Origin of the sequence: Microbacterium sp. gxy059, from assembly GCF_050958665.1 — a bacterium.
Lineage (GTDB): Bacteria > Actinomycetota > Actinomycetes > Actinomycetales > Microbacteriaceae > Microbacterium.
Window position 1 is genome coordinate 31,407 of sequence record NZ_JAMXWT010000018.1, and the last position, 23,749, is coordinate 55,155.

34 protein-coding genes and 2 tRNA genes are annotated in these 23,749 nt (G+C 69.7%); all 36 read right to left on the reverse strand.

Translation table 11 applies throughout. The annotated features are described in order from the left end of the window. Positions 1-8: 8 nt before the first annotated feature. Positions 9-80 (reverse strand) — tRNA-Thr (locus NHL53_RS10880). Positions 81-163: 83 nt separating this feature from the next. After that, entirely contained in the window at positions 164-1,162 is a 999-nt protein-coding gene (locus NHL53_RS10885; RefSeq protein ID WP_433776890.1) for a M23 family metallopeptidase, read from the reverse strand. 378 nt (positions 1,163-1,540) lie between these two features. Next, positions 1,541-3,595 carry a hypothetical protein gene (locus NHL53_RS10890; RefSeq protein ID WP_433776891.1) on the reverse strand — a complete coding sequence of 685 codons (2,055 nt, stop codon included), beginning with the start codon at positions 3,593-3,595 and terminating at the stop codon, positions 1,541-1,543. Positions 3,596-3,926: 331 nt separating this feature from the next. Further along, the gene (locus NHL53_RS10895; RefSeq protein WP_433776892.1) at positions 3,927-4,733 is read right to left on the reverse strand and encodes an inositol monophosphatase family protein; all 807 of its coding nucleotides are present in this window, start codon (positions 4,731-4,733) and stop codon (positions 3,927-3,929) included. Between the two features lie 194 nt (positions 4,734-4,927). Further along, positions 4,928-5,455, reverse strand: coding sequence for a hypothetical protein (locus tag NHL53_RS10900; protein WP_433776893.1), 528 nt, complete (start codon positions 5,453-5,455; stop codon positions 4,928-4,930). A gap of 457 nt (positions 5,456-5,912) precedes the next feature. Next, positions 5,913-7,178, reverse strand: coding sequence for a hypothetical protein (locus NHL53_RS10905; RefSeq protein ID WP_433776894.1), 1,266 nt, complete (start codon positions 7,176-7,178; stop codon positions 5,913-5,915). A 167-nt stretch (positions 7,179-7,345) separates the two neighbouring features. Continuing rightward, positions 7,346-7,427 (reverse strand) — tRNA-Tyr (locus tag NHL53_RS10910). A gap of 172 nt (positions 7,428-7,599) precedes the next feature. Next, the gene (rplQ, locus tag NHL53_RS10915) at positions 7,600-8,241 is read right to left on the reverse strand and encodes a 50S ribosomal protein L17, sunset domain variant (protein ID WP_433776895.1); all 642 of its coding nucleotides are present in this window, start codon (positions 8,239-8,241) and stop codon (positions 7,600-7,602) included. Between the two features lie 32 nt (positions 8,242-8,273). Continuing rightward, entirely contained in the window at positions 8,274-9,263 is a 990-nt protein-coding gene (locus NHL53_RS10920; RefSeq protein ID WP_433776896.1) for a DNA-directed RNA polymerase subunit alpha, read from the reverse strand. 146 nt (positions 9,264-9,409) lie between these two features. Next, positions 9,410-9,808: a 30S ribosomal protein S11 gene (rpsK, locus tag NHL53_RS10925; protein ID WP_433776897.1), complete on the reverse strand. Its 399-nt coding sequence runs from the start codon at positions 9,806-9,808 to the stop codon at positions 9,410-9,412. Positions 9,809-9,834: 26 nt separating this feature from the next. Further along, positions 9,835-10,209, reverse strand: coding sequence for a 30S ribosomal protein S13 (rpsM, locus tag NHL53_RS10930; protein ID WP_433776898.1), 375 nt, complete (start codon positions 10,207-10,209; stop codon positions 9,835-9,837). 190 nt (positions 10,210-10,399) lie between these two features. Next, positions 10,400-10,516: a 50S ribosomal protein L36 gene (gene rpmJ / locus NHL53_RS10935; RefSeq protein WP_433776899.1), complete on the reverse strand. Its 117-nt coding sequence runs from the start codon at positions 10,514-10,516 to the stop codon at positions 10,400-10,402. Between the two features lie 79 nt (positions 10,517-10,595). Next, complete coding sequence (gene infA, locus NHL53_RS10940) at positions 10,596-10,814, reverse strand: translation initiation factor IF-1 (protein ID WP_165134758.1); 219 nt, start codon at positions 10,812-10,814, stop codon at positions 10,596-10,598. 164 nt (positions 10,815-10,978) lie between these two features. Next, positions 10,979-11,665 carry a DsbA family protein gene (locus NHL53_RS10945; protein ID WP_433776900.1) on the reverse strand — a complete coding sequence of 229 codons (687 nt, stop codon included), beginning with the start codon at positions 11,663-11,665 and terminating at the stop codon, positions 10,979-10,981. A gap of 34 nt (positions 11,666-11,699) precedes the next feature. Then, the gene (gene map / locus NHL53_RS10950) at positions 11,700-12,548 is read right to left on the reverse strand and encodes a type I methionyl aminopeptidase (protein WP_433776901.1); all 849 of its coding nucleotides are present in this window, start codon (positions 12,546-12,548) and stop codon (positions 11,700-11,702) included. Between the two features lie 14 nt (positions 12,549-12,562). After that, complete coding sequence (locus NHL53_RS10955) at positions 12,563-13,150, reverse strand: adenylate kinase (RefSeq protein WP_433776902.1); 588 nt, start codon at positions 13,148-13,150, stop codon at positions 12,563-12,565. Next, positions 13,147-14,469 carry a preprotein translocase subunit SecY gene (gene secY, locus NHL53_RS10960; RefSeq protein WP_433776903.1) on the reverse strand — a complete coding sequence of 441 codons (1,323 nt, stop codon included), beginning with the start codon at positions 14,467-14,469 and terminating at the stop codon, positions 13,147-13,149. The genes NHL53_RS10955 and secY overlap by 4 nt, the downstream gene beginning before the upstream one ends. A gap of 119 nt (positions 14,470-14,588) precedes the next feature. Beyond that, positions 14,589-15,050 (reverse strand): 50S ribosomal protein L15, encoded by a 462-nt coding sequence (rplO, locus tag NHL53_RS10965; protein WP_433776904.1) that lies wholly within the window; start codon positions 15,048-15,050, stop codon positions 14,589-14,591. Next, on the reverse strand, positions 15,050-15,235 hold the full coding sequence (gene rpmD, locus NHL53_RS10970; RefSeq protein ID WP_114118767.1) for a 50S ribosomal protein L30: 186 nt from the start codon (positions 15,233-15,235) through the stop codon (positions 15,050-15,052). The genes rplO and rpmD overlap by 1 nt, the downstream gene beginning before the upstream one ends. After that, positions 15,235-15,930 (reverse strand): 30S ribosomal protein S5, encoded by a 696-nt coding sequence (gene rpsE, locus NHL53_RS10975; RefSeq protein ID WP_433776905.1) that lies wholly within the window; start codon positions 15,928-15,930, stop codon positions 15,235-15,237. Before rpsE ends, rpmD begins: the two co-directional genes overlap by 1 nt. Beyond that, positions 15,927-16,286 carry a 50S ribosomal protein L18 gene (rplR, locus tag NHL53_RS10980; protein ID WP_433776906.1) on the reverse strand — a complete coding sequence of 120 codons (360 nt, stop codon included), beginning with the start codon at positions 16,284-16,286 and terminating at the stop codon, positions 15,927-15,929. Before rplR ends, rpsE begins: the two co-directional genes overlap by 4 nt. Before the next feature lie 2 nt (positions 16,287-16,288). Beyond that, positions 16,289-16,825 (reverse strand): 50S ribosomal protein L6, encoded by a 537-nt coding sequence (gene rplF / locus NHL53_RS10985; protein ID WP_433776907.1) that lies wholly within the window; start codon positions 16,823-16,825, stop codon positions 16,289-16,291. Between the two features lie 6 nt (positions 16,826-16,831). Then, positions 16,832-17,230, reverse strand: coding sequence for a 30S ribosomal protein S8 (gene rpsH, locus NHL53_RS10990; RefSeq protein WP_433776908.1), 399 nt, complete (start codon positions 17,228-17,230; stop codon positions 16,832-16,834). Between the two features lie 180 nt (positions 17,231-17,410). Beyond that, positions 17,411-17,995 (reverse strand): 50S ribosomal protein L5, encoded by a 585-nt coding sequence (gene rplE, locus NHL53_RS10995; RefSeq protein ID WP_433776909.1) that lies wholly within the window; start codon positions 17,993-17,995, stop codon positions 17,411-17,413. Positions 17,996-18,005: 10 nt separating this feature from the next. Then, positions 18,006-18,383 carry a 50S ribosomal protein L24 gene (rplX, locus tag NHL53_RS11000; RefSeq protein WP_433776910.1) on the reverse strand — a complete coding sequence of 126 codons (378 nt, stop codon included), beginning with the start codon at positions 18,381-18,383 and terminating at the stop codon, positions 18,006-18,008. 3 nt (positions 18,384-18,386) lie between these two features. After that, entirely contained in the window at positions 18,387-18,755 is a 369-nt protein-coding gene (gene rplN / locus NHL53_RS11005; protein ID WP_433776911.1) for a 50S ribosomal protein L14, read from the reverse strand. Positions 18,756-18,786: 31 nt separating this feature from the next. After that, positions 18,787-19,071 carry a 30S ribosomal protein S17 gene (gene rpsQ, locus NHL53_RS11010; RefSeq protein ID WP_433776912.1) on the reverse strand — a complete coding sequence of 95 codons (285 nt, stop codon included), beginning with the start codon at positions 19,069-19,071 and terminating at the stop codon, positions 18,787-18,789. Beyond that, on the reverse strand, positions 19,071-19,373 hold the full coding sequence (gene rpmC / locus NHL53_RS11015; RefSeq protein WP_433776913.1) for a 50S ribosomal protein L29: 303 nt from the start codon (positions 19,371-19,373) through the stop codon (positions 19,071-19,073). Before rpmC ends, rpsQ begins: the two co-directional genes overlap by 1 nt. Then, positions 19,373-19,792: a 50S ribosomal protein L16 gene (gene rplP / locus NHL53_RS11020; protein ID WP_433776914.1), complete on the reverse strand. Its 420-nt coding sequence runs from the start codon at positions 19,790-19,792 to the stop codon at positions 19,373-19,375. The genes rpmC and rplP overlap by 1 nt, the downstream gene beginning before the upstream one ends. After that, the gene (gene rpsC, locus NHL53_RS11025) at positions 19,792-20,550 is read right to left on the reverse strand and encodes a 30S ribosomal protein S3 (protein ID WP_433776915.1); all 759 of its coding nucleotides are present in this window, start codon (positions 20,548-20,550) and stop codon (positions 19,792-19,794) included. The genes rplP and rpsC overlap by 1 nt, the downstream gene beginning before the upstream one ends. Further along, positions 20,550-20,945 (reverse strand): 50S ribosomal protein L22, encoded by a 396-nt coding sequence (gene rplV / locus NHL53_RS11030; RefSeq protein WP_433776916.1) that lies wholly within the window; start codon positions 20,943-20,945, stop codon positions 20,550-20,552. The genes rpsC and rplV overlap by 1 nt, the downstream gene beginning before the upstream one ends. 25 nt (positions 20,946-20,970) lie before the next feature. After that, complete coding sequence (rpsS, locus tag NHL53_RS11035; RefSeq protein ID WP_433776917.1) at positions 20,971-21,252, reverse strand: 30S ribosomal protein S19; 282 nt, start codon at positions 21,250-21,252, stop codon at positions 20,971-20,973. A 12-nt stretch (positions 21,253-21,264) separates the two neighbouring features. Further along, on the reverse strand, positions 21,265-22,104 hold the full coding sequence (rplB, locus tag NHL53_RS11040; protein WP_433776918.1) for a 50S ribosomal protein L2: 840 nt from the start codon (positions 22,102-22,104) through the stop codon (positions 21,265-21,267). 25 nt (positions 22,105-22,129) lie between these two features. Beyond that, positions 22,130-22,429 carry a 50S ribosomal protein L23 gene (rplW, locus tag NHL53_RS11045; protein ID WP_433776919.1) on the reverse strand — a complete coding sequence of 100 codons (300 nt, stop codon included), beginning with the start codon at positions 22,427-22,429 and terminating at the stop codon, positions 22,130-22,132. Continuing rightward, entirely contained in the window at positions 22,426-23,082 is a 657-nt protein-coding gene (rplD, locus tag NHL53_RS11050; protein WP_433776920.1) for a 50S ribosomal protein L4, read from the reverse strand. Before rplD ends, rplW begins: the two co-directional genes overlap by 4 nt. A 5-nt stretch (positions 23,083-23,087) precedes the next feature. Next, positions 23,088-23,747 (reverse strand): 50S ribosomal protein L3, encoded by a 660-nt coding sequence (gene rplC, locus NHL53_RS11055; protein ID WP_433776921.1) that lies wholly within the window; start codon positions 23,745-23,747, stop codon positions 23,088-23,090. Positions 23,748-23,749: the final 2 nt, after the last annotated feature.

Consider the following 23,749-nt stretch of genomic DNA (forward strand, 5'->3'; position numbering starts at 1 on the left):
ATGCTGCGAGCCCCGAGTCAGGATTGAACTGACGACCCCTTCCTTACCATGGAAGTGCTCTGCCACTGAGCTATCGGGGCGTGATCGTCTTCCGACGACAACCAGAAAAGAATATCAAACCCGAGCGCGATCCTCGAATCACGCGCAGGCCGGGCGTTGCGCGTCAGCCCTCGTCCGAGAGGTCGGCTCCGAGCATCTGCTGCGCCTGCTCCGCGACCGCCGCGCGCTCCTCGTCGGAGTAGCGGGTGTTCGCGTGCTCCTCGAGCCACGGCAGAGGATCGATCGCCGTGCCGCCGATGATGACCTCGAAGTGCAGGTGCGCGCCGTACGAGCGGCCCGTGTTGCCCGTGAGCCCCAGCACGTCGCCGACCTCGACGGTCTGCCCGTTCGTCACCCGCAGGGATCCGTACTGCATGTGCGCGTAGTGCGTCGTCACGACCTGGCCGTCGATGACGTGATCGAGGTAGACGTTGACGCCGTACGCGCCGCCGGCCTCCGTCGCGACGCGGACCACGCCGTCGGCGACGGCCTGGATCGGCGCGCCGTCGCCCGGCGTGAAGTCGACGCCCTCGTGCATGCGACCCCAGCGCGGACCGAAGCCCGAGCTCATGCTCGTGCCGACCGCGAACGGCCACTGGATGTCTGCACGCGGATCGTTGTCGAAGAACGCGCCGGAGGTGCTGATGCCGTCGGCCTCGGCGAGCGCCTGGAAGGTCGACGCCTCGTAGCCCTGGACCGCCACGAGCTCCTCGTTGTGCGCCCCGCTGCCCGAGACGAACGCCTGCAGCTCGCCCTCGGCGGCGTCCGACGTCTCGAGGCTCTGCGCGGCCTCGGCGACCCGGTCGGTCTCGACGACCGACACCTCGGCCGCCGCGAGCGTGCTCGTCGCGAAGGGCATCGTCGTGCCGAGCGCGATGAGCCCAGCGGTCACGACGGCGGCGGCCGACGCGGTCGCCGCGGCGAAGCGGCGGAAGGGTGTGGTGAGGCGCTTCGAGCGGGCCTCGCGGCGACGCACGGGCTCCCGCTCGGCGGCGGTCGCCGCGGCCGGAGGCATCTCTCCGGTGAACTGCAGCGCCTCCGCGGCGGCGGCGAACGCGTCGCCGGTGCTCTCCTCGGCGCGGTCCGCGAACAGCGACGCGGGAGCGGTCTCGGGCTGCGGCACGGGCGGGAGCGGGCTCGACGCGCGGCGCGTGCGACGGGATCCGGCGGTGGCGGCAGGTGCCGCGGACGGGGTCTCGCGGATCTCGGACGTCGACGGCGCGGCACCCTGTCGTGCCGCTCGGCGCGAGCGTCGCGTAGGCGCGGCGTCGGCCAGCGGGGAGTCAGAGGTCACGTTCGGGCGCACTTCCGTTGCTGCTCCGAATGGAGCGGAGATGGGGGTGATCCGTCACGTCCGGGGGACAGAAGTAACGAACAGGTAACCACGATAGCGGCAGAATCCTCCGAGCGCCATCCGAAGCCCGGGGGCGGAGCCTGTGCGGGAACCGTGCAGACCCGGGGCGGCTGCGAGCGCCGCGCCGCCGCCCCGGGTCCGCGTCGCTCAGCGCCCGGCGTGAACCGCCCGGCGACGGGTCAGCGCGAGGATCGCTCCCGCCCCCAGGAGGGCCGTTCCGACAGCCGCCGCGACGGTCAGCCCGGTGGAACCGCCCGTCGGGGCGAGGGATCCGTCATCCGCGGCGCCTTCGTTCTGCTCGGCGGCGCCATCCGCGGATCCCGTCGCGCCGTCTTCGGAACCCACCTCAACGGATCCCTCGGCGGCGTCGGAGACCGACGCGTCGGCGTCCTCCGCCCCGGCCCCGTCCTCATCGGCGCCGGACTCGGCCGCGTCGGATCCCTCATCAGCAGTCGCGTCGGCAGCGTCGTCGGCACCCGCCTCGTCGGCGGCGCTCTCGCCGGCACCGGACTCGTCGGCGCCGGCGTCGCCTTCCGACCCGTCGCCCTCCGACCCGTCGTCACCCGACTCCGCGCCGTCCTCGGCGCCCGCGTCCGACTCGTCCGCGCCGCCCTCCGCCGCGGCGTCGCCCTCCGCCGCGTCACCGGACCCGTCGTCGCCGCTCTCGCCGGCATCCGCACCGCTCTCGTCACCCGACTCGTCCTCGCCGGGCGTCTCGTCGCCGGCGGTGCGCACCACGCCCTCCAGGGGCTCCGAGGCGTTCTCGAAGTCGTCGAACGCCGTCACCGTCACGCGGTAGGTCGCGTCCGGCTCCAAGCCCCCGATCGCGAAGCCCATGTCGTCGGGGCTCATGTCGTAGCGCGAGAGCGCCCGGAAGGATCCCTCGACCTCCCGCGGCTCGTTCCCGCCGAAGTTCGGCACCTGGTTCGCTGTGAACGACACGGACTCGCCCGCCTCGTCCGCGATCTCGACCCGGTAGTGGCTGACGAGCTCGTCGTCCTTCGCGTGGTCGAAGCCGAGCACGAGCGCGGTCTCCTCGCGCTCCGACGCCGTGATCGCAGCGCGCTCCCACCACGGCGCGACGGTGCTGCGGTCCTCGTCGCGGTACGTGAATCCGTCGGTGCCGTTCGTCGTGTCGACCACCCAGGGCATCCCGATCCGCCGGTCGCGGGTCACGTCGTAGCGGCGGATCACCGTCTCGCCCGAGTCGAGCACCGTCACGAAGTTGGCGCTCCGCATCCACGGGGTGCCCGCCTCGGGGTCGCCCTGGTTGCCCTCCATGTAGCCGCCGCCGAGGAAGTCGCCCGCCACGTCCTGGTAGACGTAGTTCATCGACGCGTTCTCGTAGACCGTGAAGTCCTTCTGGTAGATGCTCGTCTCCGGCGCGGACGAGAAGTGCGTGTGCGCGGATCCGAGCACGACCTGCGGGAAGTCGCCGAGGATCTGCGGGAGGTCCGGGCCGGCGAGGTCGTAGTCGGCGTGGAACGGCCCGCCGAGCGAGGTGCCCTCGTAGCCGCTGTGGATGTCCACGAAGATCGGCTTCGCCGGGTCGTAGTCCGGGCGCGCGGCGATCTCCGACAGCGTCTCGCGGAGGAAGTCCTGGTACCCCGTGCGCTGGCCGGCGTAGCCGAACGTCTCGGCGCCGTTGTAGTCGAGGCCGATGAAGTCGATGCCGCTGATCGTCGTGTGGAAGTTGCCGACGCAGTCGTCCTCCTCGCGCGGGTAGAACCACGGCACGTCGGCGCCGGCATCGGCGCGCGCCTCGTCGAGCGTCGCGCCCATCAGGTCGGCGATGTCGTGGTTTCCCTGCGTGAGCAGCACCTGCGCGTCGGGGAAGCTCTCGCGCGTCACCCGCTCGAAGGCGCGATACCAGCCCGCCGCGTCCGTGTCCTCTCCTGCGAGGTGCTCCTCGTACTCCGGCTCGTTCGCGCCGACGACGTCGCCGTTGTCGACGAGCGCCTCGACCGTGAAGTCCTTGGTCTCGGCCCACGCGCGGATCCGCTCGAAGAACGGCGCGTGCCCGTCGTACGCGACCTCCTCCGCGGTCCTGTCGCCCTCGGCGCGACCGGAGAGCTCCGTGTCGGACATCGTCACGCACTCCAGCACCGCGCCGGCGCCGTTGTAGGCGTCGTTCGCCGCGTCGATGCGCTCCTGCGTCATCGCCTCGGGAGGCGCCTCGGCGGCGTGAGCAGGAAGGCCCACGGCGAGCAGCGCGGCGACGCCCGTCGCGGCGGCGGCCGCGCGGCCGCGCGATGCCCGGAGGGGGCGGACGACTCGGATCCTCTTCTGCGGTGTGCGAACATGCGCGCCACGCTAGGAGCCGCGCATGGCGGCGCCGTGGGCTCCCCGTGAACAGGCGCACCCCTCGTGTGAACCCGCGGTGAACGACCGTCCCTTCCGCACGCGTTCGGCACGGAGAGCGGCGCCGGACGACGACGGCCTCGCCTCGGACCCGATGACGAGGCGGGAGGATGCGCCGAGCCGGACCGATCGGGCGCCGACGACTTCCGCCGCCGGCCCCGCCGCCCGGGGCTCAGCCCGCCTCGACGCGCTCCGCGATCCGGTCGACGAGCCCCGCCTCGCCCACGATCGACATGTGGCGCCCGAACGCGTCGGGGGCCAGCCAGCGCAGCACGCCGCCCGCCTCCTCGACGATCAGCGCGCCGGCCGCGATGTCCCACGGCTGCAACCCGCGCTCGAAGTACGCGTCGAGCCGACCCGCCGCCACGTAGCTGAGGTCGACCGCGGCCGCGCCGATGCGACGCTGGTCGCGCGCGAGCGGCATGACCCGCTGAGCGGTCGCCGCGTCGCCCGCGTGCGTCGCGGGGTCGTAGCCGTACCCCGTCGCGATGAGCGCCCCGGCCGGGAACTCGGTCGTCACCGCGAGCGGCGCGGATCCGTCCTCCCCCGTCACCGTCGCGCCCTCGCCGCGGGCCGCGGCGAACGTCTCGCGCAGCACCGGCACGCGCACGGCGCCCGCGAGCGCGCGCCAGCTGCGCGGATCCCGTCCGTCGGTCACGGCCGCGATGCTCACCGCCCACGTCGGCATGCCGTAGGCGTAGTTGACGGTGCCGTCGATCGGATCCACGACCCACGTGATCCCGGACGCCCCCTCCGCGTCACCCGACTCCTCGCCGAGGAACCCGTCGTCGGGGCGCTCGGCGGTCAGCCGTCGCCGGATGAGCTGCTCGACCTCGCGATCGGCGTCGGTGACGATGTCGGCGAGCGTCGACTTGCTCGCCGCGATGCTCACGCCCTCGCGGCGCCGACGATGGGCGAGCTCGCCCGCCTCCTCGGCGATGTCACGGGCCAGGTCGCGCAGGTCGGTCTCAAGGCTCATGCCGTCCACCGTAGCGGGACGTCCGCGCCTGCTCGCCGAACCGCGTCTCGGTTCCGCAGAGAGAGCGCGCCGTCAGCGCGGCGATCGAGCGGAGTCCGACGGTGATTCCCCGGTCCGCGCACCGCGCATCCGCTTCATCAGGAGCATGTCCCGCGAGACGTGAGACGAGCGAGTTCCTCGGGCGTTCGCCCGCTTCAGCGCCGCAGCGCGGAGGGGCGCGGGAGGCCGAGCCCTTCCAGGAGATCGCCGAGGGCGCGGTCGAGCTCGACGCCCGCCTGGGTGATCTTGTTGAGCCCGAAGCCGCCGAGCAGGGCGCTCGGCACCTCGAAGCCGAGCGTCGTCCCCGGCCGGCGCGAGGTGTGCGCCTCGATGCGCAGCGGCGAGGCGAGCGCCGTCGCCGGATCATGCCGGAAGAGCCGTGCGGCGATGCCGTGGTGGACGACCGACCAGACCACGCTGCGCGCGTCGCTCCCCGCACGCCGCATGAGCTCGTCGGGGCGTGTGGCGCTCACGCGCACGAAGCCGTACGGCGCCGTCCACTCCAGGCCGCGCACGAACCCCGCCCAGTCGTCGCCGCGCAGCTCGGTCAGCGCCTCCTCGTCCGGGAGCGCGGGGACGGCCTCCTCGAAGGCCCCGACCAGCGCGTCGAACTGCGCGTTCGTCTCGATCCGCACTCGCCGCCCCGGGTGCTCGAGGACGGTCTCGCTCGCGTCGTAGCTCACGAGGACATCCTCTCGCAGCATCGGACGCGGTTGATGCTCGCGTCTCCCCGACCGGCGGGGAACCCGGCACGGACGGAGGGAGGCATCGCCGCTCCCGTCCCTCCGCGGCGCCCGAGACGACCTGCCGTCTCGACCAGCCGGGCGCGACCAGCGGGGATCCCGCGCTCCTCGGCCAGAACCGCGATCGCCCGTTCGCGGGATCCCGCATCATCCGCGGGATCCCGCCCGCCGCGTCGACCACGGGCGACACCCCGACTCGTGCCCCCACCGCCCCGACCGCGAGACGCGAACAGCGGACATCCCGCGATCCGCGGACCGCACCCCGACCAGTCCTCCGCCGAGTCGCGCACCACCCGCCGGCCCCGCACGCTGCGTCGACAGCTGGCGAGGGCACGCCCCACCCCTCCCCGCGAACGCCGAAGCGCCCGCGACGGGCGCGGGCGCTTCGGGACGGGATTCAGCTCTCGGGACGCGGGGGCGTCGGCGGGAGCGGAGAGAAGGGCGGAGCCGGGGGCGTCGCTCCCTCGGCCTCCTCGCGAGGCGCGTCCTGCACGGACGGAGCCGCCGCGGGCTCCTCGCCGCCGTGCGGCTCCTGCGGCGCGGGCTCCGGGGAGCCCTGATGCGGGGCGGGAGACGGCGCGAAGCCGGGATCGGTCGCGCCGACCGTGGGAGCGGACACCGGCTCCTCCGGCGGAGCGGGTGCCGGTGCGCCCTGCGGAGCCGGAGCGTCCTGCGGCGCGGGGAAGCCCTGCGCCGGGGCATCCGCCGCGGGGAACGGGGCCTGCGGCGCCGACGCCTGCGGGTGCGGGAACGACTGCGGGGCGGGCGCGGCCTGCGGAGCCGGGAACGACTGCTGCGGAGCGGGCGGCTGCGGGGCGCCCTGCGGAGGACGGGGTGCGCCGAACACGCGAGCTCCCGGCGAGGGCACGCCCGTCTGCGCGGCGGCGAAGTCGGGCTGCCCGTTCGGCAGCATCGGCAGCGGCGTGACGCGATCGGCGAAGGTCGGCCAGGGGCGCAGCTCCGCCTGCGCGGGCGCCGGCTGCGGGCCGCCAGGCGCCGGAGCCCCGGGTGCGGGAGCCGCCTGCGGGCGGCGGGGGCCGAAGAGCGCGTTCACGAGCGGCACGAGCGCGGTGCCGACCGCCGCGAGGATCGCGACGGACACCATGATCCGTCCGTAGAGGTCCGAGAAGTCGATCGCGTACGGGAGGGCGAGGGGCAGGATCGCCAGGACGACGAGCGCCAGCACAAGCACCGTCGTGACGAGCACGAGCGTGCGCGTGAAGGCCGTCACGTAGCGGCGGTGCGCCCACCAGATCAGACGCTGGTGCAGCAGCGCGAGCTGCAGCAGCCCCACGATGAGCACGAAGTTCCAGACCTTGAGGAACGCGGTCCATTCCGGCCAGGTCGTCCAGATGAGCGTGAGGCCCGCGAGCAGGGCGATCACCCACGACGCCATGCTCGCGAGGACGAGCCAGGGCGCGCGGCGCGGCGCGAGCTGAGCGTCGAGGAGCGCCGTGCCCGCGAACCCCGCGAGGAGCAGGATCGTCAGGAAGGCGCGCGGGATCACGTTGCCCTCGGGCGAGAGGAGCACCCACACGACGCAGAGGATCGCGGCGGCGATCAGCGCGCCGATCGCGACCCACATGGCGCCCTTGAGGAGCGGCGGGATCGACGATCCCTCATCGGCCTCGCGCTGCGGAAGCGGCTGGTTCGGTGCGGACATCCGATTACCCCCTTGGTGATGTCGGATGCCCATCATCCCATCCCCCGCATCCCTGCGGAGGCATCCGCAGGAGACCGTGGCCGAGCCGACGCGCACGGCGCGGCGGACCGCGATCCGGGAACGCGGAAGGCCCCGATCCTCGCGGATCGGGGCCTTCTGTCATGCGGTGGCGAGTGAGGGATTCGAACCCCCGAAGCATTCCGCGGCTGATTTACAGTCAGCTCCCTTTGGCCGCTCGGGCAACTCGCCAGGTGCGCACCTACCCGACTTTCTCAGACGACCAGAGGCGCGGGAATCAATACTACTGCGCGGGTTCCTGGGAGAGAAATCCACGCCACCGGGCGCGCCGCGCGGCTTCCCCGGGACGCCCGAGAGCCCCCGGGGAGCGATCCCCGGGGGCTCTCGGATGCGAGCGCGATGATTACTTGCTGAAGCCCGCGGCCTCCGCGGCCTCGACCGTGCGGAAGTACACGTCGGCCTTCACCTGCGCGTAGCCGCTGTCGCCGGGCGCGTAGAACTTGCTCGTCTGCTTCTTGCCCTTGACGTCGAAGCCCTCGGGCGCCGAACCGTCCTCGAGCGGCTCCGCCGAGTCGTCGTTCGACTCGGTCGCGGGGGCCTCGGGCGTCTCCTCGACGACCTCGGCCTCGGCGGGCTCCTCCGTCGCGGGCGCGTCGGCCGGCGCGGCCGCCTGCGCCTTCGGCGCGACGGGCTCGAGAACGAGCTCGATCACGGCCATCGGCGCGTTGTCGCCCTTGCGGGGGCCGATCTTCGTGATGCGCGTGTAGCCGCCCTGGCGGTCGGCCACGAGCGGTGCGATCTCCGCGAACAGCTCGTGCACGGCGTCCTTGTTGCCGAGGACCGACAGCGCGCGACGGCGAGCGGCGAGGTCGCCGCGCTTGCCGAACGTCACGAGGCGCTCGGCCACGGGACGCAGGCGCTTCGCGCGGGTCTCGGTCGTCTTGATCGACTTGTTGAGGAAGAGCGACGACGCGAGGTTCGCGAGCATCAGACGCTCGTGGGCAGCGCCGCCTCCGAGGCGCGCTCCCTTAGCAGGCTTGGGCATTCTTCTTACTCCAGTATCAGAAAGTCAGCGGATCAGAGGGTCTCGTCGTCGTACCCGGCGTAGAAGTTGGCGCCGTCGAAGCCGGGCACCGAGTCCTTCAGCGACAGGCCGAGAGAGGTGAGCTTGTCGCGCACCTCGTCCACCGACTTCTGTCCGAAATTGCGGATGTTCATGAGCTGCGTCTCCGAGAGGGCGACGAGCTCGCTGACCGTGTTGATTCCCTCGCGCTTGAGGCAGTTGTACGAGCGAACCGACAGGTCGAGGTCCTCGACGGGCATCGAGAGCTCGTTCGAGAGCACCTCGGCGACGGGCGCGGGGCCGATCTCGATGCCCTCGGCCTCCTCGTTCAGCTCGCGAGCGAGGCCGAACAGCTCGACGAGGGTGCGGCCGGCCGAGGCCACCGCGTCGCGCGGCGCGATCGAGGGCTTCGTCTCGACGTCGAGCACCAGCTTGTCGAAGTCGGTGCGCTCGCCGGCGCGCGTGGCGTCGACGCGGTACGCGACCTTGACGACCGGCGAGTAGACCGAGTCGACGGGGATCTGGCCCGCCTCGGCGTACTCGTTGCGGTTCTGGCCGGCCGAGACGTAGCCGCGGCCGCGCTCGATCGTGAGCTCGAGCTCGAACTTCGCCTCGTCGTTCAGCGTGGCGATCACGAGCTCGGGGTTGTGCACCTCGACGCCCGCGGGAGCCGAGATGTCCGCCGCCGTGACCTCGCCCGCGCCCGTCTTGCGGAGGTACGCGGTGATCGGCTCGTCGCGCTCCGAGGAGACGACGAGCTGCTTGACGTTGAGGATGATCTGCGTGACGTCCTCGACGACACCGGGGATCGTGCTGAACTCGTGGAGCACTCCGTCGATGCGGATGCTCGTGACCGCGGCACCGGGAATCGACGACAGCAGGCTCCGGCGCAGCGAGTTGCCGATGGTGTAGCCGAAACCGGGCTCGAGCGGCTCGATGACGAACCGGCTGCGGAACTCGGAGATCTTCTCCTCGGTCAGGGTGGGACGCTGTGCGATGAGCACTATGTGTTCCTTTCGATCAAGTGCCCGCTATATGACACTTGGTGAATGATGTCTTGAATTGTGACTCCGGCGAGCCGGGGCCCGCCGTTGGAACGACGCTCATCCGAGGCGCCCGGACGAAGCCGGACGCCTCGGCGAGGAGATGCTCAGACGCGGCGGCGCTTCGGCGGGCGGCAGCCGTTGTGCGCCTGCGGCGTGACGTCCTGGATCGAGCCGACCTCGAGGCCGGCGGCCTGGAGCGAGCGGATCGCCGTCTCGCGACCCGAGCCCGGGCCCTTGACGAAGACGTCGACCTTCTTGACGCCGTGCTCCTGCGCCTGGCGCGCGGCGGCCTCGGCGGCCATGCCCGCGGCGTACGGCGTCGACTTGCGCGAGCCCTTGAAGCCCACGCCGCCCGACGAGGCCCAGCTGAGCACAGCGCCCGACGGGTCGGTGATCGAGACGATCGTGTTGTTGAACGTCGACTTGATGTGGGCCTGGCCCAGCGCGACGTTCTTCTTGTCCTTGCGGCGCGGCTTGCGCGCTGCGGTCTTCGGTGCAGCCATGGTGTTCTCCTAAACCCTTACGCGCCTCAGCGTGCCTTCTTCTTACCCGCGACCGTGCGCTTCGGACCCTTGCGGGTGCGCGCGTTGGTCTTGGTGCGCTGGCCGCGCACGGGAAGGCCGCGGCGGTGGCGGAGACCCTCGTACGAGCCGATCTCGACCTTGCGGCGGATGTCGGCGGCCACCTCGCGGCGCAGGTCGCCCTCCACCTTGTAGGTGCCCTCGATGAAGTCGCGGAGCGCGACGAGCTGGTCGTCGCTGAGGTCCTTGACGCGGATGTTCTCGTCGATGCCCGTCGCGGCGAGGATCTCGTTCGAGCGGGTGCGGCCGATGCCGTAGATGTACGTGAGTGCGATCACCACGCGCTTGTCGCGCGGGATGTCAACGCCGGCAAGACGTGCCATGCGGTTCTCCTGTGTTCGATTCGGAGGTGTGGAGCAGAATCGGTGCCCGGGCCTCCGTCCCGGGGTGTCCCCCGCGTGACGCGGGTTCTGATGCTGCCGAGTGTGTTGAGTTGTGGATCCGCGAAGCGCGGTCCGCCCGACCCTCGCCCGCGCTCCGGGAGCGCGAGGAGCCGTCGGCTGAGGCGGGGCCTCAGCCCTGGCGCTGCTTGTGGCGCGGGTTCGACTTGCAGATGACCATCACGCGGCCGTGGCGGCGGATGATCTTGCAGTGGTCGCAGATGGGCTTGACGCTGGGCTGAACCTTCATGGTTTCCTTCTCGCTGTCTTCGTGCGCGCGCCGGATCCGCGAGGATCCGCCGCCCGCCGTTACTTCTCGGTCGGGCCGGTCAGCGGTAGCGGTAGACGATGCGCCCACGCGTGAGGTCGTAGGGGCTGAGCTCCACGACCACGCGGTCCTCGGGGATGATGCGGATGTAGTTCTGTCGCATCTTTCCCGAGATCGTGGCCAGCACCTTGTGGCCGTTCGACAGCTCAACGCGGAACATCGCGTTGGGCAGCGCCTCGGACACCGTGCCTTCGATCTCGATGACACCGTCTTTAGCCATAGACTCGCTAACGCTCGAGCAGACCGACCGGTCTGCGGTGAATGGGGTGATCGGCGTTCACGCGCACGAATAAACGGGCGCAAGACACCAACGATCAATAGTAGACGACACGCCCAGGTAGTTCAACCCGGGCGTGTCGTGCCGTGATAGTCGCGCCAGGAGGCTCAGAGGCGCGGGAACAGCTCCTCGTCCGCGGGGAGCTGCCAGTTGAGCCACTCGCCCTCGAGGAGCACCGACGGGGTGCCCCGGCCGCCCGTCTGCGGGTTCTCCGGGAGCGCGTCGGACACCTGCGCGACGAAGTCGGCGTGCGAGCGCTCGGTCACGCAGCTCTCGAACGCGTCCGACTCGACCCCCACGTCCTTCGCGATCGAGATGAGCTCCTCGTCGTCGAGGCCGGGCGTGCCCTCGCGCGGCTGCTTCTCGAACAGGCGGTTGTAGTACGGGTACGCGGCGTCCGCGTCCTCCTCCGTCACGCAGTACAGCGCGTTCGCCGCGCGCGTCGAGTACTCCGTGCCCTGCGACTGGCTGTCGAGCAGACCCACCGGGTAGATCGCGAGCGTCAGGTCGCCGGACTCCACGGCCTCGGCCATGTCGTCGCCCCACGACTTCTCGAAGTTGCCGCAGAAGGGGCACATGAAGTCGGCGTAGATGTCGAGCGTCTTCCCGCTGTCGCCGACGGTGATCGCCCCCGTCTCCTGGTTGATCGTGCCGGCCGCGGGGGCCGCGACGGGTTCGCGCGCCGTGTTGTTCATCCACACCACGACCGCGCCGATCGCGACGACCGCCGCGATCACGATCACCGACACGACGATCGCGAAGGTGCTCCGGTTCCTGCCTGCTGCTGCCATCATTGCGGGCTCATACTCTTTCGACTGAAGGGGTGGTTCAGGGGATCGGCACGGGCTCGACGCCGAAGGGCGCAAGGCCCGCCGCACCGCCGTCGGGGGCGGTGAGCACCCAGACGCCACCAGAATGCACGGCGACGCTATGCTCCCAGTGTGAGCCGGCGGATCCGTCGACCGTCGACACCGTCCAGTCGTCGTCCTCCACGAAGACCTCTTCGCTTCCGGCCGTCATCATCGGCTCCACGCACACGCACAGGCCGGGACGCACCTCGGCGCCCTGGTCGGGCGTGCGGTAGTGGAACAGCGTCGGCGGCTCGTGCATCCTGCGGCCGATGCCGTGCCCGACGTAGTCGCGCAGGATGCCCGCGGGACGCCCCGAGTGCGACAGCGGGTTCGCCTCGATGAACTCCTGGATCGCCGTGCCCACGTCGTTCAGGTGCCGAGCGGAGGCGAGCGCCGCGACGCCCGCCCAGAGGGACCCCTCGGTCACCCGCGAGAGCTCCTCGCGCTCCGCGACGAGCTCCGGGCGCGACGGATCCGGCACCACGAACGTGCGCGCGGAGTCGCCGTTCCAGCCCTCGGGCGTCTCCGCACCGCAGTCGACCGACACGATGTCGCCCGGCTCGAGCACGCGGTCGCCGGGGATGCCGTGCACGACCTCCTCGTTGACCGACACGCAGATCGTGTGGTGGTAGCCCGGCACGAGCTGGAAGTTGGAGTGCGCGCCGTGGCCGGCGATGACCTCGTTCGCGACGCGGTCGAGCTCGAGCGTGGTGACGCCGGGGCGCACCGCCTCCGCGACGGCGTCCAGCGCGAGGCGCGTGATGCGCCCCGGCTCCCGCATACCGCGCAGCTGCTCGGGCTTCTTGTAGATCGAGCGGCGGAACATTCCCCTCGCCCCGGTCAGACGGCCGCGATGCCGCGCGCCGCGAGGGCCGCGCGGATGCGCGAGGTGATCTCGTCGAGCGAGCCGACGCCGTCGATGCGGTCGAGGATGCCCCGCTCCGCGTAGGTGCCGACGATCGGCGCGGTCTCCGACTCGTAGATCGCCAGACGCTTCGCGACGACCTCTTCCGTGTCGTCGCTGCGGCCCTGCTCGGCCGCGCGCTGCGTGATACGGGCGATGCTCTCCTCGCGCGGCACCTCGAGGAGGATGACCGCGTCGAGCGCCTGGCCCTTGCCCGCGAGATACGCGTCGAGGTCGGCGGCCTGCCCCGCGTTGCGCGGGTAGCCGTCGAGCAGGAAGCCCTGAGCGGCATCGGCCTGCTCGAGGCGGTCGCGCACGACCTCGCCGGTCAGCTCGTCCGGGACGAGGTTGCCCGCCGCCGTGATCGCCTTGACCTTCTCGCCGAGCTCCGTACCGCCCTTGATGTTGGCGCGGAAGATGTCGCCCGTCGAGACCGCGGGGATCCCGAGCGCCTCGGCGATCCGCACGCCCTGCGTTCCCTTGCCCGAGCCCTGCGGACCCACGATCAGAAGCCTGGCGGTCATCGGAGGAGCCCTTCGTAGTGGCGCTGCTGCAGCTGCGCGTCGATCTGCTTGACGGTCTCGAGACCCACGCCGACGATGATGAGGATCGAGGCGCCGCCGAACGGGAAGTTCTGGTTCGCCTGGACGGTCGCGAGGGCGATCAGCGGGATGAGCGCGATCAGGCCCAGGTAGATCGAGCCGGGGAACGTGATGCGCGTGAGCACGAAGTCGAGGTACTCGGCCGTCGGACGGCCCGCGCGCACGCCGGGGATGAAGCCGCCGTACTTCTTCATGTTGTCGGCGACGTCGACCGGGTTGAACGTGATGGCCACGTAGAAGTACGTGAAGCCGATGATGAGGAGGAAGTAGATCGCCATGTACAGCGGGTGGTCGCCCGTCGTCAGATACGTGATGATCCACGTCACCCACTCGGGCGGAGCCGAGCCGTCGGTCGGCGTGTTGAACTGCGCGATGAGTGCAGGCAGGTACAGCAGCGACGAGGCGAAGATGACCGGGATGACGCCCGCCATGTTGACCTTGATCGGGATGTAGGTGTTGCTGCCGCCGTAGGTGCGTCGGCCGACCATGCGCTTCGCGTACTGCACCGGGACGCGGCGCTGCGACTGCTCGACGAAGACGACGAGCGCGACGATGACGATGCCGATCGCGAGGACGAGGAGGAAGATCTCGAAGCCGCGGGCGGCCCAGATCGCACCGAGGGCGCCGGGGAACGTCGCCGCGATCGACGTGAAGATGAGCAGCGACATGCCGTTGCCGACGCCGCGCTCGGTGACGAGCTCGGCCATCCACATGATGAGGCCCGTGCCGGCGGTCAGCGTGATGATGATCATCGCCTGCGTGATCCAGCTGCTGTTCGTCAGCAGGTTGTTGCACTCCGGGATGCCCGTCGTGCCGAACAGCTGACCGCTGCGAGCCACCGTGACGAGCGTCGTCGACTGGAGCAGCGCGAGCGCGATCGTGAGGTAGCGCGTGTACTGCGTCAGCCTCGCCTGGCCCGACTGGCCCTCCTTGTGGAGGGTCTCGAAGTGCGGGATGACGACGCGCAGGAGCTGCGTGATGATCGTCGCGGTGATGTAGGGCATGACGCCGAGCGCGAAGATCGACAGCTGCAGCAGCGCGCCGCCCGAGAAGAGGTTCACGAGGGAGAGCAGCCCGTCCTGACCCGCAGTCTGCTCGAGACAGGCCTGCACGTTGGGATAGCTGACGAACGGAGCCGGGACGTGAGCGCCGAAGCGGTAGAGGGCCACGATGGCGAGCGTGAAGCCGATCTTCCGCCGGAGATCCGGAGTGCGGAAGATCCGCGCGATTGCGCTGAACAAGAAACTGCCTCCCAAACAGGTCGGTGCCGCAGGCGGCGCACACCGTTCACCAGAATAGCGGAAAGGGCCGGGGGCTCGTCGCCCCCGGCCCTTCGCGCGGTGCTGCTGCGGCGATCCGGTTACTTGACCGAACCGCCCGCGGCCTCGATCTTGGCCTGCGCCGACGCCGACACCTTGGTGACGTCGACGTTCAGCGCGACGCTCAGCTCGCCGTCGCCCAGGACCTTGACGAGCTCGCCCGAGCGGACGAGGCCCTTGGCCACGAGGTCGTCGATGGTGACGTCGCCGCCGGCCGGGTACGCCTCGGCCAGCTTGCCGACGTTGACGACCTGGTACTCGGTGCGGAACGGGTTCTTGAAGCCGCGAAGCTTCGGCGTGCGCATGTGCAGCGGCATCTGACCGCCCTCGAAGCCCACGCGCACGGTGTTGCGAGCGCGCGTGCCCTTCGTGCCGCGACCCGCCGTCTTGCCCTTCGAGCCCTCACCACGGCCCTTGCGGGTCTTCGGGGTGTTGGCACCGGGAACGGGGCGCAGGTGGTGCGCCTTGAGCACGCCGGGGCGACCCTCGGTGTTCTCAGCCATCAGTCGATCTCCTCAACCTTGACGAGGTGAGCGACCGCACGCACGTAGCCGCGGGTCTGGGCGTCATCGGGGCGGACGACCGCGTCGCCGATGCGCTTGAGACCGAGGCTGCGCAGCGTGTCGCGCTGGTTCTGCTTCTCGCTCACCTTGGACTTGATCTGCGTGACCTTCAGACGCGCGGCCATCAGGCACCTACCTTCGCAGCAGCGGCGGCCGCCTCGGCCTCCGCACGGACGATGCGCGCCGGCGCCACCTGGTCGAAGTCGAGACCGCGACGCGCGGCGACCGCACGGGGCTCCTCGAGATCCTTCAGGGCGGCGACCGTCGCGTGCACGATGTTGATCGTGTTCGACGAGCCGAGCGACTTCGACAGCACGTCGTGGATGCCCGCGCACTCGAGCACGGCGCGAGCCGGACCGCCGGCGATCACACCGGTACCGGGAGCGGCCGGGCGCAGCATGACGACGCCGGCGGCGTCCTCGCCCTGCACCGGGTGCGGGATCGTCTGGCCGACGCGGGGCACGCGGAAGAAGTTGCGCTTCGCTTCCTCGACGCCCTTCGAGATGGCCAGGGGGACCTCGCGGGCCTTGCCGTAGCCGACGCCCACGAGTCCATTGCCGTCGCCCACGACCACGAGGGCCGTGAAGCTGAACCGACGACCGCCCTTGACGACCTTCGACACGCGGTTGATCGTGACGACGCGCTCGAGGAACTGGCTGTCGTTGCCACGACCGTTGCGGTCGTTGCCTCGACGGTCGCCGCGTCCGCCGCGGTCGCTGCCGCGACGCTGCTGACGCTCCTGGCGCTGGTCGGTCTGCGCCTCGGCGGGCGCGTTCTGACCGGCTTCCGTGGTCACTTCGGTCTCCTTGTTGTCACTCACAGGCTCAGCCCTCCTTCGCGGGCGCCATCGGCGATCGCGGCGACGCGACCGGCGTACCGGTTGCCGCCGCGGTCGAAGACGACCTCCTCGATGCCGGCGGCCTTCGCGCGCTCAGCAAGCAGCTCGCCCACCTTGCGGGCCTTGGCGGTCTTGTCGCCCTCGAACGCCCGCAGGTCGTTCTCGAGGGTCGAGGCGGAGGCCAGCGTGTGGCCCTGGGCGTCGTCGATGACCTGCACGAAGACGTGGCGGGCCGAGCGGGTGACGACGAGACGGGGACGGACGGCGCTGCCGACGACCTTCTTGCGAAGGCGAGCGTGGCGGCGCGAGCGCGCTGCGGTCTTCGACTTCACAGCCATGATTACTTACCAGCCTTTCCGGCCTTGCGACGAACCTGCTCGCCTGCGTAGCGCACACCCTTGCCCTTGTACGGCTCGGGCTTGCGGATCTTGCGGATCTTGGCGGCCGTCTCTCCGACGGCCTGCTTCGAGATCCCGCTGACGGTGAGCTTCGTGTTGCCCTCGACCTGGAAGGTGATTCCGGCGGGAGCCTCGACGACCACAGGGTGCGAGAACCCGAGCGCGAGCTCGATGTTCGAGCCCTTCTGCTGCACGCGGTAACCGGTGCCGACGATCTCGAGGCCCTTGGTGTAGCCCTGGGTCACGCCGATGATGTCGTTGTTGATGAGCGTGCGGGTCAGGCCGTGCAGGGCACGCGACTCGCGCTCGTCGTCGGGGCGGCTGACGACAACCTGGTTGTCCTCGACCGCGACCTGGATGGGCTCCGCGACGGCGAGCGACAGCTCGCCCTTCGGGCCCTTCACGGTGACCTGCGAGCCGTCGACCTTGACGTCGACGCCGGCAGGGATGTCAATGGGGAGACGTCCGATACGCGACATGCTCGATCACCACACGTAGGCGAGGACTTCCCCACCCACGCCCTTCTGCTCGGCCTGACGGTCCGTGAGGAGACCGCTGGAGGTGGACAGGATGGCGACGCCCAGGCCGCCGAGCACCTTGGGGAGCTCGTTCGAGCGGGCGTACACGCGCAGACCGGGCTTCGAGACGCGCTTGAGTCCGACGATCGAGCGCTCGCGGTTCTGGCCGTACTTGAGGGTGAGCGTCAGGGTCTTGCCGACCTTGGCGTCCGCCTCGTCCCAGCCCGAGATGTAGCCCTCGCGGGTGAGCATCTCGGCGATGTTCTTCTTCAGCTTGCTCGACGGCATCGACACCTGGTCGTGGTGCGCCGAGTTCGCGTTGCGCAGACGGGTCAGCATGTCTGCGACCGGGTCTGTCATGGTCATGTGAAATGTCCTTTGTTCATGAGGTATCGGCTGCCGTTACACGACAGACGACCTTCCACGACGTGGATAGCCAATATCCAATTGTCAGCCAGATGCCGGGCTCGGCCAAACCGAGCCCGGCATCCTCAGCTGTTTCGCCGTTTCAGAGGGAACGGCTCACGAGAGTCGGCCGGAGCCGACTCAGGCGTCCTTGACGAAGGGGAAGCCGAGGTGGCGCAGGAGCGCGCGGCCCTCGTCGTCCGTCTTCGCGGTGGTGACGACCGTGATGTCGAAGCCGCGCACGCGGTCGATCTTGTCCTGATCGATCTCGTGGAAGATCGACTGCTCGGTCACACCGAAGGTGTAGTTGCCGTTGCCGTCGAACTGCTTCGGCGACAGGCCGCGGAAGTCGCGGATGCGGGGCAGCGCGAGCGACACGAGGCGGTCGATGAACTCCCAGGCGCGGTCGCCGCGCAGCGTGACGTGCGCGCCGATGGCCTGGCCCTCGCGCAGCTTGAACTGCGCGATCGACTTCTTCGCCTTGGTGACGACGGGCTTCTGACCGGTGATCGCGGTGAGGTCGGCGACCGCACCCTCGATGACCTTGCTGTCGCGAGCGGCCTCGCCGACACCCGTGTTCACGACGACCTTCGTGAGGCCGGGAACCTGCATGACGTTCTCGTAGCCGAACTCGTCCTGCAGCTTCTGACGGATCTCGTTGCGGTAGACGAGCTTCAGGCGCGGCTGGATTTTGCCAGCCTGCGCGACGGTGTTGTCCGTGCTCATGTCTCGTTCCTTACTTTCCCTTGGGGTCGGGGATGTCCTTGCCCGATCCCTTGGCGACGCGCACGCGCACGGTCTTCTTGACGCCGTCCTTGACCTGCTCCTCCACGCGGTAGCCCACGCGGGTCGGCTTCTTGGTCTCGGGGTCGACGATCGCGACGTTCGACACGTGGATCGGGGCCTCGTAGGTCTCGATGCCACCCGTCTTGGTGCCGCGCTGCGTCTGGCCGATGCGGTTGTGCTTGGTGATGTAGTTCACGCCCTCGACGACGACGCGCTTGCCGTCGTCGATGACGTCGAGGACCTTGCCCTGCTTGCCGCGGTCTCCGCCGCGATCCTGCGAGGCGCCCGTGATCACCTGGACGAGGTCGCCCTTCTTGATCTTCGCCATCAGTTACAGCACCTCCGGGGCGAGCGAGACGATCTTCATGAACTTGCGGTCACGAAGCTCACGGCCGACCGGGCCGAAGATGCGGGTGCCGCGGGGCTCCCCGTCGTTCTTCAGGATCACGGCGGCGTTCTCGTCGAACTTGATGTACGAGCCGTCGGCACGGCGCGTCTGCTTCACGGCACGGACGACGACCGCCTTGACGACGTCGCCCTTCTTGACGTTGCCGCCGGGGATCGCGTCCTTGACCGTTGCGACGATGGTGTCGCCGAGACCTGCGTAGCGGCGGTTCGACCCACCGAGCACGCGAATCGTCAGCAGCTCCTTCGCGCCGGTGTTATCGGCGACCTTGAGGCGGGATTCGTTCTGAATCACTGGTTACTCCTTCACGCGAGCCGACGAGGGCTTACTTGGCCTTCTCGACGATCTCGACGAGGCGCCAGCGCTTCGTGGCGCTGTACGGACGGGTCTCGTTGATGACGACCAGGTCGCCGACACCAGCGGTGTTCTGCTCGTCGTGCGCCTTGAGCTTCTTCGTGCGGCTGATGATCTTGCCGTAGAGCGGGTGCTTCCGGCGATCCTCGACCTCGACGACGATGGTCTTGTCCATCTTGTCGCTCACGACGTAGCCGCGGGCGGACTTGCGGTAACCGCGGTCGACGGTCTCCTCCGCGCTGTTCTCGGTGGCCATCACTCAGCCCCTCCCTCGGCGGCCGCGCTGTCGTCGGCCTTCTTCGCCTTCTTCTTGGTCTTCTTCTCGACCGGAGCCGGCGTCGCACGGATCCCGAGCTCGCGCTCGCGGATCACCGTGTAGAGCCGCGCGATGTCGCGCTTCACGGCGCGGATGCGACCGTGGCTCTCCAGCTGACCGGTGGCCGACTGGAAGCGCAGGTTGAACAGCTCTTCCTTGGCCTTGCGCAGCTCCTCCGCGAGGCGCTGGTCTTCGAACGTGTCGAGCTCGGCAGGGCTGAGCTCCTTGGTGCCGATCGCCATTACGCGTCGCCCTCCTCGCGCTTGATGATGCGTGCCTTGAGAGGCAGCTTGTGCATTGCCCGGGTCAGCGCGCCGCGCGCGAGCTCCTCGCTCACGCCGGCGACCTCGAAGAGGACGCGACCCGGCTTGACGTTGGCCACCCAGAACTCCGGCGAGCCCTTACCCGATCCCATGCGGACCTCAGCGGGCTTCTTGGTGAGCGGGCGGTCGGGGAAGATGTTGATCCACACCTTGCCGCCGCGCTTGATGTGACGCGTCATGGCGATACGAGCCGCCTCGATCTGACGGTTCGTCACGTAGGCGGGGGTCAGAGCCTGGATGCCGTAGTCGCCGAACGTCACCTGGGTGCCGCCGGTGGCCTGGCCGCTGCGACCGGGACGGTGCTGCTTGCGGAACTTGACCTTGCGGGGGATAAGCATTACGCCGTCGCTCCTTCCGGCGCCCGCTTCTCGGCGCCGGCGTCGTTACGACGCGGGCCGCGACGGCCGCCACGGTCGCGCGAAGGCTTCTTGGAGGCCTCCTCGCGAGCGAGTTCCTTGTTCGTGAGGTCGCCCTTGTAGACCCAGACCTTCACGCCGATGCGGCCGAAGGTGGTCTTCGCCTCGTAGAAGCCGTAATCGATGTTCGCGCGCAGCGTGTGCAGCGGCACACGACCCTCGCGGTAGAACTCCGTGCGGCTCATCTCCGCGCCGCCGAGGCGGCCCGAGACCTGGATCCGGACGCCCTTGGCGCCAGCGCGCATCGCGCCCTGCAGGCCCTTGCGCATCGCGCGGCGGAACGCCACGCGGGCAGCGAGCTGCTCCGCGACGCCCTGCGCGACGAGCTGAGCGTCGGCCTCGGGGTTCTTGACCTCGAGGATGTTCAGCTGGATCTGCTTGCCGGTGAGCTTCTCGAGCTCGCTGCGGATGCGCTCGGCCTCCGCGCCGCGACGCCCGATGACGATGCCCGGGCGGGCGGTGTGGATGTCGACGCGGACGCGATCGCGGGTGCGCTCGATCTCGATGCGGCTCACGCCGGCGCGGTCGAGGTTCGTCTCCAGCAGCTGACGGATCCGGATGTCCTCGGCGACGTAGTCGGCGTAGCGCTGACCGGGCTTCGTCGAGTCGGCGAACCAGCGCGACACGTGGTCGGTGGTGATGCCGAGGCGGAAGCCGTAGGGGCTGATCTTCTGTCCCATTACTTGCTCGCCTTCTTCTTGCTGCCGTCTGCCGCGTCGGCGGCCTCGGGCGTCGAGAGCACGACCGTGATGTGGCTCGTGCGCTTCTTGATCTGGTCGGCGCGACCCTGAGCGCGGGGACGGAAGCGCTTCAGCGTGATCCCCTCGTCGACGAAGGCGTTCTTGACGAACAGGTCGTCTTCGTTGAGGTACTCGCCGGCCTGATCGGCCTTCACCTGCGCGTTGGCCTTGGCCGACTCCACGAGCTTGTAGATCGGCTCCGAGGCGCTCTGCGCGGCGAACTTGAGGATCGCGAGGGCCTCATCGGCCTGCTTCCCCTTGATGAGAGCAACAACACGACGAGCCTTCTGAGGGGTCACGCGGATGTGTCGCACACGTGCGATGGACTCCACCATTTCTCTCTCCTCTCATGTCGCCGCGTCAGCGGCGACGGCCCTTCTTGTCGTCCTTCTCGTGGCCGCGGAAGGTGCGGGTGGGCGCGAACTCGCCCAGCTTGTGGCCGACCATCGACTCGCTCACGAACACGGGGATGTGCTTGCGGCCGTCGTGCACGGCGATCGTGTGACCCAGCATGGCCGGCACGATCATCGAGCGGCGCGACCAGGTGCGGATGACGTTCTTCGTTCCCGCCTCGTTCTGCGAGACAACCTTGCGAAGCAGGTGCTCGTCGACGAAGGGGCCCTTCTTCAGACTGCGTGGCATCTTCTTGAACTCCTACTTGCGCTTCTTGCCCGCGGTGCGACGACGCACGATGTACTTGTCGCTTTCCTTGTTGGCGTGGCGGGTGCGGCCCTCGGCCTGACCCCAGGGGCTGACGGGGTGACGACCACCGGACGTGCGGCCCTCTCCACCACCGTGCGGGTGGTCGATCGGGTTCATCACGACACCGCGGACGGTCGGGCGGACGCCCTTCCAGCGCTTGCGGCCGGCCTTGCCCCAGTTGATGTTCGACTGCTCGGCGTTGCCGACCTCGCCGATGGTGGCGCGGCAGCGCGCGTCGACGTTGCGGACCTCGCCCGACGGCAGACGGAGCTGCGCGTAGGGGCCGTCCTTCGCGACGAGACGCACCGAGGCGCCCGCGGAGCGCGCCATCTTCGCGCCGCCGCCGGGGCGGAGCTCGATGGCGTGGATCACGGTTCCCGTGGGGATGTTGCGCAGCGGCAGGTTGTTGCCGGGCTTGATGTCGGCGTCGGGACCCGACTCGACGATGTCGCCCTGCTTCAGCTTCGCCGGAGCGAGGATGTAGCGCTTGGTGCCGTCTGCGTAGTGCAGCAGCGCGATGCGCGCCGTGCGGTTGGGGTCGTACTCGATGTGAGCGACCTTCGCGTCGATCCCGTCCTTGTCGTTGCGACGGAAGTCGATCACGCGGTACTGGCGCTTGTGACCGCCGCCGATGTGACGCGTCGTGATGCGGCCCTGGTTGTTGCGGCCACCCGTCTTGGAGAGCGGGCGGAGCAGCGACTTCTCAGGGGTCGAACGCGTGATCTCGGCGAAGTCGGCCACCGACGAGCCGCGGCGACCGGGGGTCGTGGGCTTGTAGTTGCGAATAGCCATATTCGTTCCTTGTCCTTCCCAGCTATCAGGCGACAGCCGTGAAGATGTCGATGGTGCCCGACTTGAGCGTCACGATCGCGCGCTTGGTGTCCTTGCGCTTGCCGAGGCCGAAGCGGGTGCGACGGGACTTGCCCGGGCGGTTGAGGGTGTTCACCGAGGCGACCTTCACGCCGAAGATCTTCTCGATCGCGAGCTTGATCTCGGTCTTGTTCGCGCGGGGGTCCACGATGAACGTGTACTTGCCCTCGTCGATCAGGCCGTAGCTCTTCTCCGACACGACCGGCGCGAAGATGATCTCGCGCGGGTCCTTGTTGAGAGCGGTCATGCCGAGACCTCCTTGGCGCCGGTCTTCATCGCGACGAACGCGTCGAAGGCGGCCTTGGTGAAGACGACGTCGTCGCTCGTGACGACGTCGTAGGCGTTGAGCTGGTCAGCCGCGATCGCGTGCACGTTGCCGAGGTTGCGAACGCTGAGCAGGCCGGCCTCGTCGTCACGGTCGAGCACGACGAGCGTGTTCTTGCCTGCGGTGAACGAGCCGAGGAACGACGCGGCGGCCTTCGTCGAGGGCTTCTCGACGCCGAAGGACTCCACGACGTGGATGCGCTCACCGCGGAAGCGGTCGCTGAGCACGCCGGCGAGGGCGGCCGCGATCATCTTCTTGGGGGTGCGCTGCGAGTAGTCGCGGGGCTTCGGGCCGTGGACGATACCACCGCCGCGGTGCTCGGGCTGGCGGATCGAGCCCTGGCGCGAACGGCCGGTGCCCTTCTGCTTGAACGGCTTGGCGCCGGTTCCCGAGACCTCGCCGCGACGCTTGGTCGAGTGCGTGCCCTGGCGAGCCGCCGCGAGCTGCGCGACGACGACCTGGTGGATCAGCGGAACGTTCGTCTTGGCGTCGAAGAGCTCGGCGGGGAGGTCGACGGTGCCGACCTTCTTGCCGTCGGTGCCCCGGACGTCGAGAACGAGAGTCGAGTCAGCCATGTGCCTCAGGCTCCCTTCACTGCGTTGCGGACGAACACGACGCGGCCGCGCGCACCGGGGATCGCGCCCTTGACGAGCATGAGACCCTTCTCGGCGTCGACGGCGTGCACCGTGAGGTTGAGGACGGTCACGCGCTCGTTGCCCATGCGACCGGACATGCGCGTGCCCTTGAAGACGCGGCTCGGGGTCGCGGCGGCGCCGATCGAACCCGGCTTGCGGTGGTTGCGGTGCTGACCGTGCGAAGCGCCGACGCCCTTGAAGTTGTGGCGCTTCATGGTGCCCGCGGTGCCCTTGCCCTTGCTGGTGCCGACGACGTCGACCAGCTGGCCCGCCTCGAACGTCGCGTCGACCGTGACCTCCTGGCCGGCCGAGTAGTCGGCGGCGTCGGCGGTCCGGATCTCCGCGACGTGACGGCGAGGCGTCACGCCGGCGGCGGCGAAGTGGCCCGTGAGGGGCTGCGTGACCTTGCGCGGGTCGATCTCGCCGGCCGCGATCTGGACGGCGCTGTAGCCGTCCTTCTCCGCGGTGCGGACCTGCGTGACCACGTTGGGAGCGAGCTCGATCACCGTGACGGGGACGAGCTTGCCCTCTTCGTTCCAGACCTGGGTCATGCCGAGCTTGGTGCCGAGCATGCCCTTCGAAACCTTGTTGTTGATGTCAGCCATGT

Bases quoted from the DNA above. Each gene is read 5' to 3' on its own strand.
- rplX (WP_433776910.1), bottom strand. From the start codon at position 18,383: ATGGCGAAGATCAAGAAGGGCGACCTCGTCCAGGTGATCACGGGCGCC.
- rpsC (WP_433776915.1), bottom strand. From the start codon at position 20,550: ATGGGACAGAAGATCAGCCCCTACGGCTTCCGCCTCGGCATCACCACC.
- rplB (WP_433776918.1), bottom strand. From the start codon at position 22,104: ATGGCTATTCGCAACTACAAGCCCACGACCCCCGGTCGCCGCGGCTCG.
- rpmD (WP_114118767.1), bottom strand. From the start codon at position 15,235: ATGGCCGCGCGTCTGAAGGTCACGCAGATCAAGTCCAAGGTGAGCGAG.
- rplO (WP_433776904.1), bottom strand. From the start codon at position 15,050: ATGGCTGAGAACACCGAGGGTCGCCCCGGCGTGCTCAAGGCGCACCAC.
- rplR (WP_433776906.1), bottom strand. From the start codon at position 16,286: ATGGCTGTGAAGTCGAAGACCGCAGCGCGCTCGCGCCGCCACGCTCGC.
- NHL53_RS10945 (WP_433776900.1), bottom strand. From the start codon at position 11,665: ATGATGGCAGCAGCAGGCAGGAACCGGAGCACCTTCGCGATCGTCGTG.
- rplF (WP_433776907.1), bottom strand. From the start codon at position 16,825: ATGTCGCGTATCGGACGTCTCCCCATTGACATCCCTGCCGGCGTCGAC.
- NHL53_RS10955 (WP_433776902.1), bottom strand. From the start codon at position 13,150: ATGACCGCCAGGCTTCTGATCGTGGGTCCGCAGGGCTCGGGCAAGGGA.
- rpmJ (WP_433776899.1), bottom strand. From the start codon at position 10,516: ATGAAGGTTCAGCCCAGCGTCAAGCCCATCTGCGACCACTGCAAGATC.
- NHL53_RS10905 (WP_433776894.1), bottom strand. From the start codon at position 7,178: ATGTCCGCACCGAACCAGCCGCTTCCGCAGCGCGAGGCCGATGAGGGA.
- rplP (WP_433776914.1), bottom strand. From the start codon at position 19,792: ATGCTTATCCCCCGCAAGGTCAAGTTCCGCAAGCAGCACCGTCCCGGT.
- rplC (WP_433776921.1), bottom strand. From the start codon at position 23,747: ATGGCTGACATCAACAACAAGGTTTCGAAGGGCATGCTCGGCACCAAG.
- rplQ (WP_433776895.1), bottom strand. From the start codon at position 8,241: ATGCCCAAGCCTGCTAAGGGAGCGCGCCTCGGAGGCGGCGCTGCCCAC.
- rpsK (WP_433776897.1), bottom strand. From the start codon at position 9,808: ATGGCTGCACCGAAGACCGCAGCGCGCAAGCCGCGCCGCAAGGACAAG.
- rplV (WP_433776916.1), bottom strand. From the start codon at position 20,945: ATGGTGGAGTCCATCGCACGTGTGCGACACATCCGCGTGACCCCTCAG.
- infA (WP_165134758.1), bottom strand. From the start codon at position 10,814: ATGGCTAAAGACGGTGTCATCGAGATCGAAGGCACGGTGTCCGAGGCG.
- rplD (WP_433776920.1), bottom strand. From the start codon at position 23,082: ATGGCTGACTCGACTCTCGTTCTCGACGTCCGGGGCACCGACGGCAAG.
- rpsS (WP_433776917.1), bottom strand. From the start codon at position 21,252: ATGCCACGCAGTCTGAAGAAGGGCCCCTTCGTCGACGAGCACCTGCTT.
- NHL53_RS10895 (WP_433776892.1), bottom strand. From the start codon at position 4,733: ATGAGCCTTGAGACCGACCTGCGCGACCTGGCCCGTGACATCGCCGAG.
- rpsM (WP_433776898.1), bottom strand. From the start codon at position 10,209: ATGGCACGTCTTGCCGGCGTTGACATCCCGCGCGACAAGCGCGTGGTG.
- rpmC (WP_433776913.1), bottom strand. From the start codon at position 19,373: ATGGCGATCGGCACCAAGGAGCTCAGCCCTGCCGAGCTCGACACGTTC.
- rpsH (WP_433776908.1), bottom strand. From the start codon at position 17,230: ATGACCATGACAGACCCGGTCGCAGACATGCTGACCCGTCTGCGCAAC.
- rpsQ (WP_433776912.1), bottom strand. From the start codon at position 19,071: ATGGCCACCGAGAACAGCGCGGAGGAGACCGTCGACCGCGGTTACCGC.
- map (WP_433776901.1), bottom strand. From the start codon at position 12,548: ATGTTCCGCCGCTCGATCTACAAGAAGCCCGAGCAGCTGCGCGGTATG.
- rplW (WP_433776919.1), bottom strand. From the start codon at position 22,429: ATGACCGCTCTCAACAAGGACCCGCGCGAGATCATCTTCGCGCCGGTC.
- rplE (WP_433776909.1), bottom strand. From the start codon at position 17,995: ATGAGCACGGACAACACCGTCGCGCAGGCTGGCAAAATCCAGCCGCGC.